The organism is Arthrobacter sp. Z1-15 (genome assembly GCF_054792395.1).
The window spans coordinates 3211043-3228521 of sequence record NZ_CP096454.1; the positions used below are offsets into that span (position 1 = coordinate 3211043).

Below are 17479 nucleotides of genomic sequence, written 5' to 3' on the forward strand. Positions count from 1 at the left end.
TTTGCCACCCGTTTTGCCACTTTTGCCACCCCGATTTATGGGGTTTTCGCAGTCACCCGGGGGTCCTTCAGCCACTCGGAAGCACCCGCCGCGTCGTCCTGGCAGTAGCTGCACGCGTCGTCGTAAATGAACCGCTTCACGTGGTTCTTCGAATGCCCTCCGCGACCGCCTGCCCGTTTCCGCTGCTCAATGGTCTTGGCCAGGGTTTGGTGTTTCAGGTAGTCGTGGATCCGGTACGTGCGCGCATCGACCTTGTCCAGCAGGCCGGCGCCCACGAGTTCCTTGAATGCTGTTTCGCCGCGGGACTTCGCAGCACGGGCGGACACTTGACCGTCCATCTGCTGGCGTGCTGTGCGGAGGATCAGCTGCAGGTGCAAAAGCTGGGCGGTGTCGCTGAGTCCGTCAATCTTCGGGTTGTCGAAGTAGTCGAGGCTGAGCTTGATCCACGGTCTGGCGTCCTTGCCTTGCTCATCCATCGCGTGCCCTGCCGTTCTTTGTGGTCATATTGCGGGCTCCAGCCATGCGCTGCCGACCCGCGCCGTGTAGGCCGCGCATCTGGCTTCGAATCGGTCCCGTTCTTCTGTCGTGGACTGCAGCTGTTTCTCGTACCTTTCAGACCCGGGCGGCGCCAGCTCGTACCAGCTGCCGAAGTTCTCCACGGCCCAGACGGCGTGCCGATACCCGCGGCGAGCCCAGGCCATTTCTTCGCAGACACCGGGCGCGCTGTCGGTGTGAACTCTGGAGAAGTTGTGGAAGTCGTACGGGCGTTCTGTATCAGCGGTTGCGCCGCAGTGCCGGCAACTTCGTGGCAGCAGGTCGAAAATGTCGACCTGTCCCTCCATCTGAACCGTCATGCCACTCTCTTTTCTTGGTGAGCATAGTTTTTGGTGAGTTTGGGGCTGTTGAGTTGGCGCCAGGCGTGAGCCATCTCGGGGCCTTGCTGCGGTGTCCAGGCGCGTCCGGGGAAGTAGCGGCGGAGTGTGTCTGTGGCGACGTGGTGTGTGCGGGCGATCTCGCTGAAGCTCCACCCGTCATCGATGAGTGATTCCCAGAGCGCGAGCTGCTCGCTGGTGGCCGCATGGGGGCGGCGGGTGAGACCGAGCTGGGCGCTGTGCCGGATAACTCCGGAGCGTGCGATGCCGAAGTGGTCGGCCAGTTCCTTCTGCGTCAAGCCCGCGGCATGGAGTCTGGCGAACTCTTCGCGGTCAACTTTCCTGTGGGCTGGCATGGTTCACCGGGCCTTTCCTTTTCGTTGGGTGGAGCGGTCTGCTCGATAGATGGCTTGGTCGGCCGTTGGGTCCCTGTGGGTGCGTCGGGCTTTGGCGTCTGCTTCGTCCTGCTTGCGGGCTTGACGGTGGTGGTCGCAGCTTCCGCGGGTGAGGCAGATGCCATGTGCGCCGCGGCAGAGGAAGCAGCAGTTGTCGAGGCTCATGCGGCGTCGGCCCGGTGTGTGATGTGCTCGCGGATCTTGGTGGGCGCGAGTCCGGACCAGACCGTGTCGCTGTCCGGTGCGCTCACGATGACGACGGGCATCTGTCGCAGGCCGAGAGTCGCGGTCACGTATTCGAAGGCGGCTGCGTCTTCTTCGACGTTCACGGTCGTGTACTCAATGCCGGCCTGGTCGAGTTTCTGCTTGGTCTTCGTGCATCCGAAGCAGTCGTTCTTTGTGTAGACGGTGACGGCTATGTCCTGGGTCATTGCAAGTCCTTTGGGTGTTGGGGCGGTGGAGGCTGAGGGGTGCTGGTCGGTGTTCACTCAGCGGCTTCCATTGCCTCGTATGCGGCGTAGTACTCCGAGACGGGGCAGGTCTCCCAGTCGCCACCGAAGGTCTGCGGGTTCCCAATACCGAAATCGCCGGTCAAGTCCTCGACGTTGACGAGGCTGTAGATCGCACCTTCATGTGGGAAGTACGTCGGCACCACCATGTAGGTGTTGAAGTTGGGGCCGGGCTTCGTGAAGTACTCGGGCATCCCAGATTTGAGGAGCACATCACGCGGCTGGATGCTCGGTGGCTGGATTGCGGCCACCGCGTCACGGGCTTCCTGACCCTTCGCCCCGGTTAGTGGTTCGAGGGTGTTGCGCGTCTTGAGGAATCGCCACCCTGCCGGAATCTGTTCCTTCTGGGGTACGCGATCAGGAACAAGAAACGTTTCGCCGTGCTTGCCGTTGAATGGGTTTCGGTGGTACCTCGACGTGACGGGGAAGGGGAAGGACGCCGCCAGTGCTTGGGAGGCTTTGGCGGCCCGGTTCAGGCCATCTTGTGCCTGCTCCATCTGGGTGATGAGTTCGGGAGTATTCGGCGTCTGGTGCTTGAAAGCGTGCATTGCAAGTCCTCCGGGGATGCGAGGCGGCGCCCGGTGTTCCGGGCGCCGCGGGGGTGTGCTGGGTCGGGTGTTGGCTAGCGGCGGTTGAAGAAGTCGCCGTCGAAGCCTCTGTCAAAGTCGTCAAACGTCTTCTTCGCCTTCTTGCCGGCGACAAGCAAGAAGATCCCGCCGAGCAGGAAGTAAAGGATGACGAGGCCGGCGATGCAGGCTGCGATGGTGAGGATGATTGCGGTGTTGCTCATGGTTGGTTGCCTTTCTGGGCATGAAAAAAGCCCCGGGGTGCGGGGCTTGGGGTCGGGTGGTGCGGGAGCAGCTAAGCTGCTTCCCACTTCCCGGCGTCGTTGTGGTCCAGGGTGACCTTGGAGATCTGCCGGGATGAGTGCTGGTAGATGCAGATGCCCTCGGGGTCCATGAAGCCAGGCGCAGCAGAGGAGCCATCCCGGCGGAGTGCTTCGAGGGTGTCGGCAATGGCGGCCGTGTCGTTGGGCCCTTCGTACAGGACGGGGACGACGTCGAGGTTGAGGTCAGTGTCCAACTGGCCGTAGCGGGCCGTATTGAACAGGGAGAATCGCTTCTCTGCCATCCCGTACTTGCGCTGGATGCCGGCGCCCCACCATTCGCCGAAGTGCAGCCCCTCGCCGAGCAGGCGGACCAGCTCGGCACCGTTCGCCTGCACCCACCCAGCGAACCCGTAGTTGTCCGTAGCCTTGCCGGGAGTAATGAGCCGAGTCCGGGACTGGGCATAGACGCCCATGAGTCCGTCCGGAGTTTCGATGTGCGCGATGATGCTCGGCTCGGGGCTGTCCGTAGCCGCGCCGGCGTCAACCTGCACGATGCCGATGGCCGCGTTGGTGCCGTCGATCTTCTCGGTGATGGTGATGTTGCGGAGCAGGCGCGGCGTTTTGGGCCAGGGTTTGAACTCGATGGACATTTCTTCTCCTTGTCTGGGCATGCAAAAGGCCACGACGGTTGTCGCGGCCCGGGGTGATTCAGTGCTGCTTAGTAGGGCGGATCTGTCTGGCTTGGCGCGGCACCCCACCCGCTGGCCGGTGCGCCCCACGGATCCTCGGCAGGTGCCTGCTGTCCACCCCAGCCCTGCGCTTGCTGCTGCTGGCCGGACGCCTGATGCGGGCTGTTGCCCTGATGCCAGGTGAGGTCTTTGCCAACACTGATGACGCGGATCTGGTCGGCGGTTCGGCGCTTGCCATCGCGGTCTTCCCATTCCCGGGTTTCGATCTCGCCGTGGACGATGACCGAAGCGCCCTTGTGGAGGACCTCGACCACGTTGTCCGCGAGGGTCTGCTTGCCGGCGTTCCAAGCGGCGCAGTCCCAGAACTTTGTGGGCTTGTTCTCCCACTCGTTGGACTGCTTGTTGAACTTCCGGGCGTTCACCGCCACGGAGAACTCAGCGACGGCCGAGTTGCCAACAAACTTGAGATCCGGATCCTTGGTCAGGCGCCCGATGATGGTCACGAATGTCTCGCCGCTCACTGCTCGTTCTCCTTGAGGTATCGGTCAGCGTGCTCTTTGAAGATGAGCACCTTCTCGTTGGTGAGTCCGGCGATTCCTGCGGCGGTGTTGCCGAAGATGCTCCTGCCCTCGAAGAGCACGATGACGTGCTTGCCGGGGAGGTCTTCCCACTTCTCGACGCCAACGGTTTCCATCAGTCGCATGAGGTGGTCGAGGCCGTACGCGGTGCCGACGCGCTTGATGAACTTCCCGTCGTCGTCCTTCAGTGGTCCATCGAGACAGTAGCCGCCAACTCCGATGCCGCCACCGTTCCACTTGGTGTGGAGGTAGGCGCTGACTATGCCGTGGTCAGGCGAGCCGAGTGAGGTGCCGCTGATGGTGGCGATCTGCCCGCCATACGTCTTGCCTTCGTGTGTGATGCTCACGTTTACGTCGATCACTGCTGTTCCTTCGCGTAGTTGAGGATGTACTCCGGCGCGCCCTGCTCGGCAAGCCAGGCGATGTAGTCGGAGAGGTTGCCGGCCTGCTTGGCCTTCTCCGTGTTGGCCTTCACCTCGTCGGGGATGATGGGGGCGGCAGGCTGGGCGGGCGAGGGGGATGCTCCGACCAGCGGTTCGACCTTGAAGATGGCTCGCTTCCCACGGGACGGGCTGATTGGAACCTTCAACTGCTTGTCGATGTGGGACAGGTGAGAGATTCGGATCCCGCCACGAACCTCCGCGCCGAAGCGAACGGTCGGATCTACGTAGAGCGTGACTCGCCGGCCTTCCCAATCTGCAGCTTCGTCGCCCCACGCGTACACCAGCACTCGGAGCATGGTCAGCGGTGGGCGCCAAACTCGGCCCTCTCCTTCGACAAGGCTGATGTCGTACTTCTGTTCCGCGGCCCCGTCCTTCACCCCTGCGATGGTGAAGGTGCGTGGGCCTCCAATGAAGTCGTCGGCGTTCCATTGGTCTGAGCGGGGTTCGGCGGTGATTTTCACAGCTTCAACTCCAGGTCTAGGTAGTGGTCGATGCGTTCGGTGGGTGGGTTGTTGGCCGTGCGCGTTAGGTAGGTGTCGACCATGCCGGCGATGTTCTTCTCGACCTGTTCGGCGGCCGTGAGTATCGCGTCGAACCAGAGCAGGTCCGGGTAGACGCGCTTGACGTAAGGTGGCATCCCGCCGTTGTAGCTGACGTAATCGCACCAGTCGCGGCCGGAGACGAGGAGGCCAGTCATTATCTGGGCGACGTTCTCGGCCGGCACTTCATCGTTCAGGAATGCCTTGAGCTGGATCTTCTGCTTGCGACTCTTGATCTCGATCAGTCCGTCGTCGCCAACCAGCCCGTCAGGTGAGTAGCCGATCTTGTATCCGGCGAACTCGCGGACCATGAAGCCGATCTCCTCGACCGGCGCGTAACGTTCGGCGTACACGTCGCGGGCATACGGCTCATCCAATGTCCCGCGTTCCATATCTCGGGAGGTCGGAGTGGGTTCGACGTAGCCGGTGATGCGCTCGGCTGCGAGATGTGCAATCAGCCCGCGTGCAGTGTCGTTGTTGAGGTCCGCAGCGATCACCCTGTCCATCCCGCGAGCTACTGCAGCACGGGCCGGGTGGAGGGTCTTCAGTGGACCAGGTGAACGCTTCCCGACGCAAGGGTCAGCAGTTGGTGCGCCACAGTCCGGGCAATCAACTTCGATCGCTGACGGCTGGCGCGAAGACACGAGCTGACCAACCACTGAGGCGGTGACGATGCCGCAGCGTGCGGCGAACCATTCCGGAGTGCCCTGATCGAGCTCCTTGTAAATGTGGAGGTTCATGCGAGGCCTAGCCTTTCGGTGATCTGGGCTACCACGTCGGCATTCGGGTTGACGTTGGATGCGTGGGCGATCAGGTTTGCGGTTTCCTGTGCGTAGGCGACGGCGAGGGTGGCTTCGGCCTGCGCTTCGAGCATGACTACGACGCCTTCAAGGGTGTCGCCGGGCACTCTGATGGACAGGATGCTGCGTGCGTCTTCGTAGTGCTGGTTCATCGTCGGTTCCTATCCGCTGTAGTCGGCGCAGTCGTAGCAATCCCGGCGGCGGCAACCGCAAACGGGTGTAGTGCAGTCGTCGCAGCAATCGCCGCTGCATGGGTTCTCGCAGTCTTGGCATCCTTCGCATGCTTCCGTGTTGTCGGGTTCGGCGGCGTCGTAGGCAGCTTGGGCTGAGGTGATTCCGGAGATCATGCGAGGGCCTCCGTGATGAGGTTGCGGAGCGTGGCGGCGATGGCCCTGATTGCCAGGTCGTCTGCATTGTTGCCGTTGAAGACCTCATCCAGCCCTGCTAAGCCGTCCTCCACCGCTTCCAGTGCGGCGATCAGCTTGAGGGCGTTCTCGGAGGGGAGGCCTGCAGCGAACAGGTCGCCCTCAAGAGCTTTGATTTCTCTCAGCTTGCTCATACGGCCAGCTCCCCGTCTGCGAAGTAGAACTCGTGGTCGCCGGCATCTTCCGCAACGATTTCGATGAAAATCTGGAAGTCGGTCGCTTCGGCCATGTCCTGCAGCAGCTGCATGCCTTCCATGTCCAGGACGTTGCCGTCGCGGATGACGATGACGCGCAACTCGGGGTCGGTGGCCATGATCATTGCGCAGGACACGATGAGCTGTTCCCGCCCTGACGCCCGGGAGAATGGGACGCCTTGGTAGAGCACACCTTCGTCATCGAACGTGAGGCCTTCGACGGGCATTTCGGCTGCGGCGAGACCGTCAGTCTTGGTCTTGTCGATGGCCTCCAGCTCGGTCGTGAGCGCGTCTGCGGATTCCTTCGCGGTGGCCAGGGCGGCGCGCACCTCGTCGGCTGCCTTGGCTGTACGGACCGCCGCATTGACCTGCTCAGCGGTGTCGATCTGCGACTGGATCGCTTCGAGGTCAACAGGCTTAGTCGCGCCATCAAGCCGCTGCTGTGCCGATTTCAGCTGCTCCTCGGCTTCCGCGAGCTCACGCTTCATCCGCTCCACCTTGTCGGCCCATCCGTCCCGAGCGGTGCGGGCAACATGGATCTGGTGGTTGAGAGTCTGACCGGCCCGGTGCTCAGCCAACAGCTCGGAGACACTGACTTCCTCATCGGGCAGGCCTGCAGGCTTGGGCCCGTACTGGCCGGCGCGGGCCGTCAAGTCCTTCACTGCCCGGTTGGCGTCGGCGCGCTTGTCGAAGATCCGCTTCCGTTCTGCGTCCAGTTCGGCGGGGATGAACGGCAGGTCCACTACGTTCAGCAGTGCCTTGAGCTGTTCCTTCTCGCCGAGGCTGATGAACCGGCGCCCATCGATGCCGAGGCTGCTGATCCGGCGGTCAATCTCGGCCTGACCGAACTTGTTCCCCTCAGCGTCCGTGCCCTTGAGTGTTGTGCCGGATGGGGTGTAGGTGCGGATCAGTTTGGCCCCGTCACTCAACTGGATCTCCACACTGCCCTTGCCGTGACCGTCCTTGATGGGGCGCTTGATGTTGCGGGAGTTGTGGCCGCAGAGGGCTGCTTCGATGCCGTCATTGGTGCTGGTCTTGCCTGCCCGGTTCTTGCCGGCCAGGACAATCAGGTTGCCGGTTGGTTCGATCTTGGCGAAGCTGACGCGCTGGAAGTTGGTCAGGGTTGCGGCGGTGATCTTCGTGCTCATTTGCTGCCTTCTTTCGTGGTCGTGGTGTGCCCGTAGTAGATGGGGGCGAAGAGGATGGAGAGTGCGTAACCGGCGAGGATGATGCTGTCGGGGATCATCGGGTGTACTCCTTGGCGAGTGCGGCGAATCCTGCACGGTCTTCCATGCCGCCGTACGGGGTTGGCTGTAGACCATCGAGTCGGTCGAGGCGGGAATACTCTGGGTTCGGATCGGTGTCGATCAGGTTGCGGCGGATCCAGGCCTTGATGCGGTTCATGCCGTTACCGGCTCGGTGTAGTAGTTGATCCAGTCGCCGGGGATGTTGGCGGACGACAGTGCATTGTTCACGGAGACGTTGAAGTTCGATTCGCACTGTTCGCGGTACTCGTTCGGCAACCCGGATCCGTAGACCGCGGCCATTCCGTCGAGGTCGGTCAAGACTTCCTCGAGGTAGTCACGGAAGTCGGCGGTGTTCTTCCCGTCGATCTGCCAGGCGAGCTTGGCGGCGAAGTCATCGAATCGTTCGCCGTTATCCACCTCGTACTTGTCGTAGTAGCGGCCGGTCAGTTGGCGAACAACAATGTCGGCCTCGTACCGGGTCAACCGGTCAATGTGCTTTGTCATGGTGTGCCTTTCGGGCAAGAAAAAAGGCCCGAGTGGGCCTTGTGTACTCCTGTGTACTTAGTGAACTGGGTGTGGGGGTGCGTCTTCTTGGTGTTCCCACCCGTTCGCGATCAGTAGGGCTATGACGTGGGGCGGTATGTAGAAACCGGGCGGCAGGTGCTTGGAGTAAGAGGCGCTGATCTGTGTGCCCATCAGGTGTTGGCCCAGAGAGCGCCACAGCTGCAGCCGTGCGGACGGTCGGATGTGAAGGGCACATGGCCTTCCTTGCCCACGCATTCGCAGACATGCCCTGCTCCGATACCTTGGCCGCCGCGGCTTGGACACTGCGGGAGGATTCCGGGATACCTAAACACTCACCCCCGCCTTCCAGTCGTGGATGGCTTGCACAAGTGCGCGGCCTTCCGGGTCGAGTGAGTGTGCCCGCTGCCGGAGCCACACGCTGGCCTTGTCCGCGCCTCCTAGGGTTTCGATGGGCATCCCATCCGCCGCGGCCAGGAGAGCTTCCTGCGCGTTCCCGTACCCGGCCTTGGTCAGCTCCTCGGCGACGTGGGCTTCCCACGCGAGTTCAAAGGACTCGGGTCCTTCCTCCCTGGCTTCGTCTTCGGGATAGAAGTCGCTGCCGCAGGCGCAATCGAAGTCAGTGGTTATCCGGTGCGCCGCGATGACGCCGGCCATTCCCGCGCTCACTCAAATGCTCCGAGGATTGCCCCGCGTAGGGCGGCGGAGGCATCATCCAGCGCCGCGCCTTCCGGGTCCGGGCCGTGACCTTCTTGCCATGCGCCCCCGCCGAACTCACCCTTGTAACGCCACTGCTCGGCAAGGATTAGCACGGCTTCCAACGCGGCCAGCAGCTTGGGTGCGGCCGCGATCAGCTCGGCGTCCGCTGGCGCATAGACAGCTTCCACGCCACAGTCGGCGCAGCGCCCGATTGAGAAGGCCGTTTCGCTGTCGTGCCAGACCGCCGGAGACTCTCCGTGGTCGGCGCGGATTTCCCATGGGCCGCGAGCGTGCCCCTCGGTGCGTGCCTTGATGTCGGCCAGTGCGCTCATCGGATGGACTCGGCTTCCGGCTCGGCCAGGGTGGTGAGGATGGCGCGGGCGCGCTCTCGCAGGAGGGTCTGGTGCCGCGGGCTGGGGTGGGCCAGTGAGAGCCAGCCGTCGGACTTGGCGAGGGTGGCTGCTACCTTGTCGATGGCCGTCTCGTCCGCGGGGTCCAGTTTGCGGTAGCCCTTGGCGATGAGCCCGGCCGCGATGTTCTGGGCGTAGGGGCGATGCTGGTCCGGTGCGTCCGCCCAATCCATGAGGAGTGTTTCCTCGGGAATGCTGTTGTTGTCGGCGAGGAAGATGTCGAGGGCCAGTTCGTCGCGCTGGGTGTTCTCGGTGCTCATGGTGTTTCTCCCTCGGTGGTTTTGCGTGCCCATGTGCGAATCAGGCTGTGGTTCCGTGACTTCGCGGACGAGGATTGATCCCCGACGCGCTGGATAAGGCCCCTCTTGCGGGCGGCGCTGAACGCCGCCCCCGCCATGTTCGGATGAGGTGGTGTCCGCATCTCGCGCCTCAAATCGTCGGCCGAGAACACTGCTTGCGACTGAGCGAGGCGGGTGATCACTGCTTGCGCGTCCTTCTGCCAGTCCAGGTCCTCCAGAACTGCGGGGGCGCTCATCGTGGCATCCTCACCGGCATGATCAGGTGCTTCGTGATCCGGGAAGCCGTACCGTCCACACCCTCAGGAGAGAACAGGAAGGGCTTCACCTCATTCACATAGGAGATGCGAACCTTATCCGTGTGAAGCTGCTCCAAAGCGGCCACAAAGTAACGCGGCTGCAACGCGAACTTCATCTCTTCGTTCGAGCCGTGGACCACGCCACCAGCAGCAATAGGTGCCTTCGATGGGCCGAACAGTCCGTAGTCAAAGGTCACCTCAGCGCCGCCATCGAACATGCGGACAAAGCAAGGCGTGTGCCGGTCACCCATCAGGCCGGCAACCTTGGCGGCTTCAAGCAAGACTGCCCTGTCAATCTCGAAGGAAGCCGTCACCTTCTCCGGGAAGAGGGCCTCAATCTTCGGATAGTCACCGTCCACGCACTGCACAGTGAATGTCACCGCCGCCGTCTCGATACTGACGCGGTGATCGCCGAGCCTGAGCAGTACCTCTTCGCCCACGAGGAAACGGTCCAGGGCTCTGATGATTCGCGCCTTCAGCAGGAACTCGCCCTCGCCAACCCCTTCGCCTACAGCGAAGTCCTCAGCCAGCCGATACCTGTCGGTGGCATGCATTTCCAGTGCACCATCAGTGAACGCAATCCGAACCGCATTCAGAATCGGCAACGTTTCGTCTGTGGAGGCTGCAACAGAAACACGGCGCAATGCAGGCCGAAGCTCGCCGGCCGGCACGGCACTCGAAACGGAGGCGACAACAACAGGCAGCTTGGGGTACTCGGACACCTCCATCGTCTCGGTATGGAGTTCGTAGTCCCGGGCTGCCAGCGTCACCTTCTTGCCCTCCGCCGTGACCTTGACCGGGGATCCCTTGGCGCGGCCAGCCGTTGACCGAATCGCTTCCAGTAGCCAGCGATACGGGACAAGGAATGGGACGCCTTCGCCCTCCGCGTCGGCCAGGACCGTCACCGCGGACACTTCATAGTCGAACGCCGACAACGTGCCGGACGACGGATCAACGTGCACCGCATGCAGGACCGGGACAGGCTTCCTGCCGGCCATCACCGGGGCTAGGCGAGCCAAGGCCTCCAGCCAATCCTTAGCCGATGCCGTCACTGCTTGTAGACTGCTCATTACTTACTCCTTGATGTGGGTACGAAAAAGGCGGTCACCATGCGCGGTGGCCGCCTTTGCTTTGGGGTGAGCCGGGGAAGTCATGGGGTTGGCCCCGGTGTTTTGTGTGCGTCGAGGTGCTGCTTGAGTGCGCGGGTTGCTTGCCGCTCAGAGACGTAGCCAGTCCAGTAATCGCAGGTAAAGCACGACCCCTTCCAGCGTCCGCGGCTTGCTCCATAACGGGAGCGGTAAAGATCGCCGACATGGCTGGTGTCGGGCGAGCCGGTGGGGGCCTGTGTCGTGGTGCTCATGCGGCTATCTCCATTCGTTCGCGGTCTACGTTCTTGGCGGCCGTTTCGCCTGTTGGGTCTGCGTGTTGGATGAAGCGGGCCAGGTCGGGATCGAACTGGCCGGTCTTGAACTTGTTCGCCAACTTGTCGGCGCGGGCCTTGGATAGCGGCTCGTTGTTTTGTTCGGCTGTGTATAGGAGTGCGTCGCGGATGTCGTTTTTGGGCGCGGCTCGGTCTACGAATCTGAGGAACACAGAGTTCTCCCTAGGAAACTCAAGTCTCGGAAGACAAGAGGGGGCGTAAATACGAGGGGTGTGTGCCCTGATGCGGGCGAAGGTTGCCGGCTCTGTGGCTGCGGCGGGTGGTGCGGGGTGGTGCGGGTGGTGCGGCGCTACTTGGGTTCGCTGGGAAGTGCTTCGAACCAGTCCTGCAACTCGGTTGCGCCTAGTACGGGGCGACTGGTGGGATATCTTGCTGCGAGGTTTCCGGCTTTGATGTGTGCGCGAATCACGTCTGCGCTGACGCCATATGCTGCGGCCGCTTCCTGGACTGTGAATGCTTGTTTGCTGTTCATGCTGCCACCGCCGCATCTTCAGTGATGTCGTCGGGGAGAATTTCTGAGGGTTTGGCCCGCAGCGTGCGGGCGATTGTCCATATCTCATCGACGGTGAAGGGGAGTTCTCCGCTCATTCGCCGTTCGAATGTCTGGTACGTGACCCCGAGTGCTGCTGTGAGTTCTTTGCGCTTGATTGCTTTGGCTGCCATGTGGTTCTCGATCTTCCGGGCCGTTGTGAGCCGGGGTGAGAGTTGCGGTGTGTTCATGCAGCGAGCTTATGTGAGCAAACGTTCACATGTCAACACGTAATGTGAACGAATAAAGACTTAACCTGACCGAATGCACTTGCTGTGTCGCTATCGGTCACATAGAGTGAACGGTATGGAAAAGGAAACGCACGTTCTTGAGGTAGCCCTAGGCACGCAGATCCGCGTGGAGCTGGCTACCAAGGAGTGGACTCAGCAGACTCTTGCCGACAAGGTAGGCATCACCCGCGAGACGCTCAGTAAATACATGAAAGGGCACCGGCAGATGCCGATGCCCGTCTTCTTCGCGATTGCCGAAGCGTTCGGCTACTCACCGAAAAAGTTCATGGAACTAGTTGAGGACCGGATCAGTCCAGAAGATCGCTGGTTCTAACACCAGCCATCGCCGCAAGCGCCCCTGCCTCCCGAAAGGAGAGGGGGCGCTTTCCTTGTTTCCGGAGCAATACGGCAGGCTCCGAAAGGCCCCACAGGGTACACAGAACGCTCGTTTGCGTGCTGCGCGCCAGGGCCAAGATGATGTGCATAGACAATCCCCTATCAATTAGAACGTGTGTTCTAATCACACACTATAGCGAAGCACGGCCACTCCAAGGTTCGGCGGCGTCATGAACGGCGATAGCGTGGGATAGCGTCGGATGGATGCGGTAGCCATAGGTGCGGACGGATGGGCACACCAATGGGCACACCGGGGTGATTTTGGGCAAAGAAAAACCCCCAGATTCTCGCGGAATCTAGGGGTTTTCTACGGGTAGCGGTGGGGAGGCTCGATCTCCCGACCTCACGATTATGAGTCGTGCGCTCTAACCAACTGAGCTACACCGCCAAAAAATGAGTGAAGCCCGCGTCCCTAAATTGGCCTCTGCAAAACAAACAGCCTTAGCAACACGGGCCCTCCCATTGAGAGCCCCGACCGGGAATCGATCCCGGGACCTCCATCTTACCAAGATGGCGCTCTACCACTGAGCTATCGGGGCAACGAGTAAATACTTTACCAGCACTTTTGGAGAACGTGAAATCGGCGAAAAACCGCACCAATAAAGTGATCCGGGCCACTTGGGGAGCGGGCTCCGGGGGCGTCCGCGGAGCACCCTTCCACCCCTCCCCAGGCGGCCGGGCAGGTAAGGACAGGCACGGATTATCAGTATGCTTAGGGTACGAGAAAGTAGGCATGGGTGACAGATTCACCGCAGCATCCGGTTGGTGCCCTGATGGGCGGCCGCTACCGCCTGGAACAAAAAATCGGAGCCGGTTCCATGGGGACCGTCTACCGTGCCCGGGACGAATTTCTGGATCGGGACGTGGCAGTCAAGCTGGTCCGCTCCGCAGCAGCCACCCCGGAACAGCAGCAGCAGACCGACGCCGAAGCAAAGATCCTGGCCCGTTTGAACCACCACAGCCTGGTCACCCTGCTGGATGCCGGAGCCCACAGCAGCGGCACCGGGGAGCAGCAGGTCTATCTGGTGATGGAATTGGTGGACGGCTCTGACCTGCGCGCCCGGCTGCAGGACGGCCCGCTGATGGCCCGCCAGGTGGCCCAGCTGGGTTATGACCTGGCGGTCGGCCTGGATTACATGCACGGCGCCGGCGTTGTGCACCGGGACGTCAAGCCGGCCAACATCATGCTTTTCGACTACAGGCGGGACGAAACCCGGCTGCGCGCCAAGCTCACCGACTTCGGCGTCGCGCTGATCGCCGGCGACCCGCAGCAGCAGAGCGGAACGTTCACCGGAACGGCCGCCTACATGAGCCCGGAGCAGGCCCGCGGGGACGCCGTCGGGACCCCGAGTGACATCTATTCGCTGGGCCTGGTGCTGCTCCAGTGTCTGACAGGCGTACCGGCCTACCCCGGCCCCGCACTGGAGAGTGCCGTCGCACGCCTTCTGCGCCCCCCTGCCATCCCTAAAGACATGGAGGAGGGGTTCCGGGTGCTCCTGCAGGATATGACCGCCTTGGAGCCGCTGGAGCGGCCCTCCGCCCACGAAGCGTCGCTGGCGCTGTATGAGCTGGCGGTTGCACCCCGTGCCCGGCACCGGGTAACTTCGCCGCTGATCCCGGCAGATGAGGCGCAGCGGCTGGAAGCGGTCCGCCGCTACAACCTGCTGGACACCCCGCCGGACGGCTCCTTTGACCGGATCACTGCCCTTGCCGCCCGGCTGTTCTCGGTTTCGGCGGCAATCGTGAGCGTCGTGGACACCGACCGCATCTGGTTCAAGTCCCACCACGGCACCGACGTCCGGCAGATCGGGCGGGATCCGGGGCTGTGCGCTTCGGCCATCCTGCAGGACAACACCTGGGTGGTGTCCGATGCGCGGGCTGACCCCAGGACACTGGCCAATCCCCTGGTGGCGGGTGAGTTTGGCCTGCAGTTCTACGCCGGTGTGCCGCTGCAGACCCGGGACGGGCATAACCTCGGCACGCTGTGCATCCTGGACCGGGAGCCACGAGACTTTACGGACAGCGACGTGCGCACACTCGAAGACCTCGCCGCCATCGTCATGAATGACCTGGAACTCAGGCTTGAGGGTCAGCGCACACTCGCGGTTTCCTAACCCCGGCAGGCTCACCCGGCAGCACAAAAGGAAGGGCGCCCTGCGGATTTCTCCGTAAGGCGCCCTTCCTCTGTCTACTGCTTAGTCGCGGAAACGCGGCTGGCGGGTACCGGCAGGCTTGAAGCCGCCGCGGTCGCCTTCGCGCTTCTTGAAACCGCCGCGGTCGCTGCCGCGGTCGCTGGCGCTGCGGTCACCGAAGGAACGCTCGCCGTCGCGCTTCTTGAAATCCTTCTTGAAGCCGCCGCGGTCGCCGCGGTCATTGAAGCCGCCGCTTTCGCGCTCGCGGGCCGGCTTGCGGCCGTTGTCCAGCTCGAGGTGGATCAGCTCGCCGCCGATCCGGGTGCGGGACAGGGCACGCAGCTGATCCTGGCTCAGGTCGGCCGGGAGCTCAACGAGCGTGTGGTCGGCGCGGATGTCGATGCCGCCGATCTGCGCGGAGGAGAGTCCGCCTTCATTGGCAATGGCGCCAACAATGGAGCCGGGCATGACGCGCTGGCGGCGGCCGACGGCGATGCGGTACGTTGCATTGCCTTCGGTCAGCGGGCGTGTCGGGCCGCGGGAGCCGTTGCCGTCATTGCGGCCTTCGGAGCGCTCGCGCTGGCGGGCCGGTGCCTGCGGAATTTCTTCCATCAGCAGCGGGCGGCCGCCCTGGGCCATGACGGCCAGTGCAGCGGCAACTTCCTCGGCGGTGACATCGTGCTCGGCCAGGTAGTTCGTGACCAGGTCGCGGAAGACCGAGACATCCTCGGATGCCAGGGTTTCGGTGATCTGCTCGGAGAACTTCGCCAGGCGCTTGTTGTTGACGATGTCGATGCTCGGAAGCTGCATGTGCTCAACCGGCTGGCGGGTGGCCTTCTCGATGGCCCGCAGCAGGTACTTCTCACGCGGGGTCATGAAGAGGATCGCGTCGCCGGTGCGTCCTGCGCGGCCGGTACGGCCGATGCGGTGGACGTAGGACTCCGTGTCATGCGGGATGTCGTAGTTGATGACGTGGCTGATGCGCTCAACGTCAAGACCGCGGGCGGCGACGTCGGTGGCAACCAGGATGTCGATCTTGCCGCTGCGCAGGGCCTCGACGGTGCGCTCGCGCTGCTGCTGCGGGATGTCACCGTTGATTGCTGCGGCCTGGTAGCCGCGGGCCTTGAGCTTGTCAGCCAGGTCCTCGGTTGCCATCTTGGTGCGGACGAAGGCGATAACGCCGTCGTAGTCTTCGCTTTCCAGGATGCGGGTCATCGCGTCCAGCTTGTGCGGGCCCATGACCTGCACGTAGCGCTGGCGGGTGTTCGCACCGGTGGTCGTCTTGGACTTGACCGTGATTTCCGCCGGGTTGTTCAGGTACTTCTTGGCGATCTTGCGGATTGCGCCGGGCATGGTGGCGGAGAACAGTGCCACCTGCTTGTCGGCGGGCGTGGTCGCCAGGATCTGCTCAACGTCTTCGGCGAAGCCCATGCGGAGCATTTCGTCGGCCTCGTCCAGCACCAGGTACTGCAGGTTGGAGAGGTCGAGGGAACCCTTGGAGATGTGGTCGATGACGCGGCCCGGGGTACCGACTACAACCTGGGCGCCGCGGCGCAGGCCGGCGAGCTGGGGTCCGTAAGCGGATCCGCCGTAGACCGGCAGGACGGTGAAGTTGTCCATGTGCTTGGCGTAGGAAGCGAAGGCTTCAGCGGACTGGAGTGCCAGTTCGCGGGTCGGGGCCAGCACGAGGATCTGGGTGTCCTTGGTGGCGGGCAGGCCGGCCATCAGGGACAGGGCGGGGACCGCAAAGGCGGCGGTCTTGCCGGTTCCGGTCTGCGCCAGGCCGACGACATCGCGGCCTTCAAGCAGGAGGGGAATGGTGGCGGCCTGGATCGGGGAAGGCTTTTCGTAGCCTACGTCCACCAGTGCTTGCAGAACGCGCGGGTCCAGACCGAAGTCGGTGAAGAGAACCTGGTTCTCTTCGACTGCTTCGGGAGCGGCGGTTGCTGCGGTTTCGGTGTTTTCTACAGAGTCAAGCAAAAGAAATAATCCTCATTCATTGGGACCGCGCGGCCGGAAGGCCGCAGGACGTAAGTCCGGCGCTATTGCAATCCCATGGCAGGACTTTCCGTCACAGCTGTAGACCGATTTCACTGGATTGTGACGTAGGCCGGTGTGACGATTTCTTTGCCGGCGCTCCCAAAAGATGAATCTGCCCGCATTCGAAAACGCGAGCCCCAACACAACGTACCTGGCGATTGGAAACCGCAGGAAAATAAGGGAATACCGGAGTGGGGGATGTTTCAAGTGTACGGCATGCGGGGACCGCGCGGTCCATACCGGGCGGTGAGCTTGGGCACAGCGGGCCACATCCGGTGTTTGGGCGGGCCCTGAGCCTCAGCTGCCGGCGGCCGGCTCCCGCGCCTTCAGGGTCCGCAGCACTTTCTGGATTTCCGGTGACAGGCTGATCTCCCCTGCAGCCTGTGCTGCGGTCAGCAGATGCGCCTGGTCCGGGGACAGGCCGCGGAACACGTCACCCGAGGTCACCCCGTGGCCGGGCCGGTAAATGACGGACACACTGTCGCCGGCGGAAACGGTGCCGTTGCGCAGAACCCGCAAATACGTTCCGGTGCGGCCTGCTTCGGTAAACCGGATAACCCAGCGCGGCTGATGCATGCGGGCGGCAAAATTACGGCAGGGGGTCCGCGGGCAGGTCACTTCCAGCACGGTTTTCTCGCCGATCTGCCAGCGTTCGCCGATGACTGCCTCCGAAACGGGCAGGCCGGCGATGCGCAGGTTTTCGCCGAAGAGACCCGGCGGGATCCCGGTTTCCAGTTCCGCCGCCCAGTAATCGGCGTCCTCCTGGGAATAGGCATAAACGGCCTTCGACTCCCCGCCGTGATGCTTGCGGCTGGCCTGCACGTCTCCGTTCAGTCCTAGCGCGTGCACCTTGACCGGGCCGTCGACCGGACGCTTGTCGATCGCGGTAACGCCCGTGGAGTCGGTGGTGGGCAGCAGTTGGTGGACGCGGCAGACCGCCAGCAGGGTTCCGGAGCTCATGCGCA

The 17479-nt window shown here is 62.8% G+C and carries 27 protein-coding genes and 2 tRNA genes; 2 read left to right on the forward strand and 27 right to left on the reverse strand.

The genetic code is table 11. From position 1 onward, the window contains the following. Positions 1-35: 35 nt before the first annotated feature. The 23 genes from M1D40_RS14755 to M1D40_RS14865 all read right to left on the reverse strand — a co-directional run bounded on the left by M1D40_RS14755 (position 36) and on the right by M1D40_RS14865 (position 11907). Positions 36-476: a hypothetical protein gene (locus tag M1D40_RS14755; RefSeq protein WP_461169298.1), complete on the reverse strand. Its 441-nt coding sequence runs from the start codon at positions 474-476 to the stop codon at positions 36-38. Positions 477-500: 24 nt separating this feature from the next. Continuing rightward, on the reverse strand, positions 501-854 hold the full coding sequence (locus M1D40_RS14760; protein WP_461169299.1) for a hypothetical protein: 354 nt from the start codon (positions 852-854) through the stop codon (positions 501-503). Next, a complete protein-coding gene (locus tag M1D40_RS14765) occupies positions 851-1228 on the reverse strand; it encodes a hypothetical protein (protein WP_461169300.1) in 378 nt (125 codons plus the stop codon). Before M1D40_RS14765 ends, M1D40_RS14760 begins: the two co-directional genes overlap by 4 nt. A gap of 200 nt (positions 1229-1428) precedes the next feature. Continuing rightward, on the reverse strand, positions 1429-1698 hold the full coding sequence (locus M1D40_RS14770) for a glutaredoxin family protein (RefSeq protein WP_461169301.1): 270 nt from the start codon (positions 1696-1698) through the stop codon (positions 1429-1431). A 53-nt stretch (positions 1699-1751) separates the two neighbouring features. After that, positions 1752-2324, reverse strand: a complete 573-nt coding sequence (locus M1D40_RS14775) for a hypothetical protein (protein ID WP_461169302.1) — start codon at positions 2322-2324, stop codon at positions 1752-1754. A 74-nt stretch (positions 2325-2398) separates the two neighbouring features. Continuing rightward, entirely contained in the window at positions 2399-2566 is a 168-nt protein-coding gene (locus M1D40_RS14780) for a hypothetical protein (RefSeq protein ID WP_461169303.1), read from the reverse strand. A 71-nt stretch (positions 2567-2637) separates the two neighbouring features. Further along, positions 2638-3255 (reverse strand): RNA ligase family protein, encoded by a 618-nt coding sequence (locus tag M1D40_RS14785; RefSeq protein WP_461169304.1) that lies wholly within the window; start codon positions 3253-3255, stop codon positions 2638-2640. Positions 3256-3323: 68 nt separating this feature from the next. Further along, a complete protein-coding gene (gene ssb / locus M1D40_RS14790; RefSeq protein WP_461169305.1) occupies positions 3324-3815 on the reverse strand; it encodes a single-stranded DNA-binding protein in 492 nt (163 codons plus the stop codon). Next, on the reverse strand, positions 3812-4219 hold the full coding sequence (locus M1D40_RS14795) for a hypothetical protein (RefSeq protein WP_461169306.1): 408 nt from the start codon (positions 4217-4219) through the stop codon (positions 3812-3814). The genes ssb and M1D40_RS14795 overlap by 4 nt, the downstream gene beginning before the upstream one ends. Before the next feature lie 11 nt (positions 4220-4230). After that, complete coding sequence (locus tag M1D40_RS14800) at positions 4231-4776, reverse strand: hypothetical protein (protein ID WP_461169307.1); 546 nt, start codon at positions 4774-4776, stop codon at positions 4231-4233. After that, positions 4773-5594, reverse strand: a complete 822-nt coding sequence (locus M1D40_RS14805; protein WP_461169308.1) for a YqaJ viral recombinase family protein — start codon at positions 5592-5594, stop codon at positions 4773-4775. The genes M1D40_RS14800 and M1D40_RS14805 overlap by 4 nt, the downstream gene beginning before the upstream one ends. Further along, positions 5591-5806 carry a hypothetical protein gene (locus M1D40_RS14810; protein ID WP_461169309.1) on the reverse strand — a complete coding sequence of 72 codons (216 nt, stop codon included), beginning with the start codon at positions 5804-5806 and terminating at the stop codon, positions 5591-5593. The genes M1D40_RS14805 and M1D40_RS14810 overlap by 4 nt, the downstream gene beginning before the upstream one ends. 191 nt (positions 5807-5997) lie before the next feature. Next, entirely contained in the window at positions 5998-6213 is a 216-nt protein-coding gene (locus M1D40_RS14815; protein ID WP_461169310.1) for a hypothetical protein, read from the reverse strand. After that, positions 6210-7421: an AAA family ATPase gene (locus M1D40_RS14820; RefSeq protein WP_461169311.1), complete on the reverse strand. Its 1212-nt coding sequence runs from the start codon at positions 7419-7421 to the stop codon at positions 6210-6212. The genes M1D40_RS14815 and M1D40_RS14820 overlap by 4 nt, the downstream gene beginning before the upstream one ends. A 94-nt stretch (positions 7422-7515) precedes the next feature. After that, entirely contained in the window at positions 7516-7677 is a 162-nt protein-coding gene (locus M1D40_RS14825; RefSeq protein ID WP_461169312.1) for a hypothetical protein, read from the reverse strand. After that, on the reverse strand, positions 7674-8024 hold the full coding sequence (locus tag M1D40_RS14830; protein WP_461169313.1) for a hypothetical protein: 351 nt from the start codon (positions 8022-8024) through the stop codon (positions 7674-7676). Before M1D40_RS14830 ends, M1D40_RS14825 begins: the two co-directional genes overlap by 4 nt. 345 nt (positions 8025-8369) lie before the next feature. Continuing rightward, positions 8370-8711 carry a hypothetical protein gene (locus tag M1D40_RS14835; protein WP_461169314.1) on the reverse strand — a complete coding sequence of 114 codons (342 nt, stop codon included), beginning with the start codon at positions 8709-8711 and terminating at the stop codon, positions 8370-8372. After that, positions 8708-9073: a hypothetical protein gene (locus M1D40_RS14840; protein ID WP_461169315.1), complete on the reverse strand. Its 366-nt coding sequence runs from the start codon at positions 9071-9073 to the stop codon at positions 8708-8710. Before M1D40_RS14840 ends, M1D40_RS14835 begins: the two co-directional genes overlap by 4 nt. Continuing rightward, positions 9070-9411, reverse strand: a complete 342-nt coding sequence (locus M1D40_RS14845; RefSeq protein ID WP_461169316.1) for a hypothetical protein — start codon at positions 9409-9411, stop codon at positions 9070-9072. The genes M1D40_RS14840 and M1D40_RS14845 overlap by 4 nt, the downstream gene beginning before the upstream one ends. Further along, entirely contained in the window at positions 9408-9686 is a 279-nt protein-coding gene (locus tag M1D40_RS14850) for a hypothetical protein (protein ID WP_461169317.1), read from the reverse strand. The genes M1D40_RS14845 and M1D40_RS14850 overlap by 4 nt, the downstream gene beginning before the upstream one ends. Beyond that, positions 9683-10816, reverse strand: a complete 1134-nt coding sequence (dnaN, locus tag M1D40_RS14855; protein ID WP_461169318.1) for a DNA polymerase III subunit beta — start codon at positions 10814-10816, stop codon at positions 9683-9685. The genes M1D40_RS14850 and dnaN overlap by 4 nt, the downstream gene beginning before the upstream one ends. Before the next feature lie 286 nt (positions 10817-11102). Further along, a complete protein-coding gene (locus tag M1D40_RS14860) occupies positions 11103-11339 on the reverse strand; it encodes a hypothetical protein (protein ID WP_461169319.1) in 237 nt (78 codons plus the stop codon). A 316-nt stretch (positions 11340-11655) separates the two neighbouring features. Beyond that, the gene (locus tag M1D40_RS14865; protein ID WP_461169320.1) at positions 11656-11907 is read right to left on the reverse strand and encodes a helix-turn-helix domain-containing protein; all 252 of its coding nucleotides are present in this window, start codon (positions 11905-11907) and stop codon (positions 11656-11658) included. 115 nt (positions 11908-12022) lie between these two features. On the opposite strand from M1D40_RS14865, the gene M1D40_RS14870 reads away from it, so the two are divergent. After that, positions 12023-12280, forward strand: a complete 258-nt coding sequence (locus tag M1D40_RS14870) for a helix-turn-helix domain-containing protein (protein WP_461169321.1) — start codon at positions 12023-12025, stop codon at positions 12278-12280. Positions 12281-12656: 376 nt separating this feature from the next. Here the strand turns inward: M1D40_RS14870 and M1D40_RS14875 are convergent. Both M1D40_RS14875 and M1D40_RS14880 read right to left on the reverse strand, forming a co-directional pair. Beyond that, positions 12657-12730, reverse strand: a tRNA-Met gene (locus tag M1D40_RS14875). Between the two features lie 79 nt (positions 12731-12809). Then, positions 12810-12881 (reverse strand) — tRNA-Thr (locus tag M1D40_RS14880). Positions 12882-13079: 198 nt separating this feature from the next. Here M1D40_RS14880 and M1D40_RS14885 point away from each other — a divergent pair. After that, on the forward strand, positions 13080-14456 hold the full coding sequence (locus M1D40_RS14885; RefSeq protein ID WP_461169322.1) for a protein kinase domain-containing protein: 1377 nt from the start codon (positions 13080-13082) through the stop codon (positions 14454-14456). 81 nt (positions 14457-14537) lie between these two features. Here the strand turns inward: M1D40_RS14885 and M1D40_RS14890 are convergent, their stop codons facing one another. Together M1D40_RS14890 and M1D40_RS14895 are read right to left on the reverse strand one after the other, a co-directional pair. Further along, the gene (locus tag M1D40_RS14890; protein ID WP_341393320.1) at positions 14538-16454 is read right to left on the reverse strand and encodes a DEAD/DEAH box helicase; all 1917 of its coding nucleotides are present in this window, start codon (positions 16452-16454) and stop codon (positions 14538-14540) included. A 357-nt stretch (positions 16455-16811) separates the two neighbouring features. Continuing rightward, a complete protein-coding gene (locus M1D40_RS14895) occupies positions 16812-17474 on the reverse strand; it encodes an MOSC domain-containing protein (RefSeq protein WP_461169323.1) in 663 nt (220 codons plus the stop codon). Positions 17475-17479 lie beyond the last annotated feature (5 nt).

What these genes read in the sequence shown, in the direction of transcription:
- M1D40_RS14770 (WP_461169301.1), bottom strand. Translation starts at nt 1,698, where the DNA reads ATGACCCAGGACATAGCCGTCACCGTCTACACAAAGAACGACTGCTTC.
- M1D40_RS14810 (WP_461169309.1), bottom strand. Translation starts at nt 5,806, where the DNA reads ATGAACCAGCACTACGAAGACGCACGCAGCATCCTGTCCATCAGAGTG.
- M1D40_RS14825 (WP_461169312.1), bottom strand. Translation starts at nt 7,677, where the DNA reads ATGAACCGCATCAAGGCCTGGATCCGCCGCAACCTGATCGACACCGAT.
- M1D40_RS14775 (WP_461169302.1), bottom strand. Translation starts at nt 2,324, where the DNA reads ATGCACGCTTTCAAGCACCAGACGCCGAATACTCCCGAACTCATCACC.
- M1D40_RS14845 (WP_461169316.1), bottom strand. Translation starts at nt 9,411, where the DNA reads ATGAGCACCGAGAACACCCAGCGCGACGAACTGGCCCTCGACATCTTC.
- M1D40_RS14815 (WP_461169310.1), bottom strand. Translation starts at nt 6,213, where the DNA reads ATGAGCAAGCTGAGAGAAATCAAAGCTCTTGAGGGCGACCTGTTCGCT.
- M1D40_RS14850 (WP_461169317.1), bottom strand. Translation starts at nt 9,686, where the DNA reads ATGAGCGCCCCCGCAGTTCTGGAGGACCTGGACTGGCAGAAGGACGCG.
- M1D40_RS14870 (WP_461169321.1), top strand. Translation starts at nt 12,023, where the DNA reads ATGGAAAAGGAAACGCACGTTCTTGAGGTAGCCCTAGGCACGCAGATC.
- M1D40_RS14840 (WP_461169315.1), bottom strand. Translation starts at nt 9,073, where the DNA reads ATGAGCGCACTGGCCGACATCAAGGCACGCACCGAGGGGCACGCTCGC.
- M1D40_RS14895 (WP_461169323.1), bottom strand. Translation starts at nt 17,474, where the DNA reads ATGAGCTCCGGAACCCTGCTGGCGGTCTGCCGCGTCCACCAACTGCTG.
- M1D40_RS14805 (WP_461169308.1), bottom strand. Translation starts at nt 5,594, where the DNA reads ATGAACCTCCACATTTACAAGGAGCTCGATCAGGGCACTCCGGAATGG.
- M1D40_RS14755 (WP_461169298.1), bottom strand. Translation starts at nt 476, where the DNA reads ATGGATGAGCAAGGCAAGGACGCCAGACCGTGGATCAAGCTCAGCCTC.
- M1D40_RS14820 (WP_461169311.1), bottom strand. Translation starts at nt 7,421, where the DNA reads ATGAGCACGAAGATCACCGCCGCAACCCTGACCAACTTCCAGCGCGTC.
- M1D40_RS14780 (WP_461169303.1), bottom strand. Translation starts at nt 2,566, where the DNA reads ATGAGCAACACCGCAATCATCCTCACCATCGCAGCCTGCATCGCCGGC.
- M1D40_RS14760 (WP_461169299.1), bottom strand. Translation starts at nt 854, where the DNA reads ATGACGGTTCAGATGGAGGGACAGGTCGACATTTTCGACCTGCTGCCA.
- M1D40_RS14785 (WP_461169304.1), bottom strand. Translation starts at nt 3,255, where the DNA reads ATGTCCATCGAGTTCAAACCCTGGCCCAAAACGCCGCGCCTGCTCCGC.
- M1D40_RS14865 (WP_461169320.1), bottom strand. Translation starts at nt 11,907, where the DNA reads ATGAACACACCGCAACTCTCACCCCGGCTCACAACGGCCCGGAAGATC.
- dnaN (WP_461169318.1), bottom strand. Translation starts at nt 10,816, where the DNA reads ATGAGCAGTCTACAAGCAGTGACGGCATCGGCTAAGGATTGGCTGGAG.
- M1D40_RS14830 (WP_461169313.1), bottom strand. Translation starts at nt 8,024, where the DNA reads ATGACAAAGCACATTGACCGGTTGACCCGGTACGAGGCCGACATTGTT.
- M1D40_RS14765 (WP_461169300.1), bottom strand. Translation starts at nt 1,228, where the DNA reads ATGCCAGCCCACAGGAAAGTTGACCGCGAAGAGTTCGCCAGACTCCAT.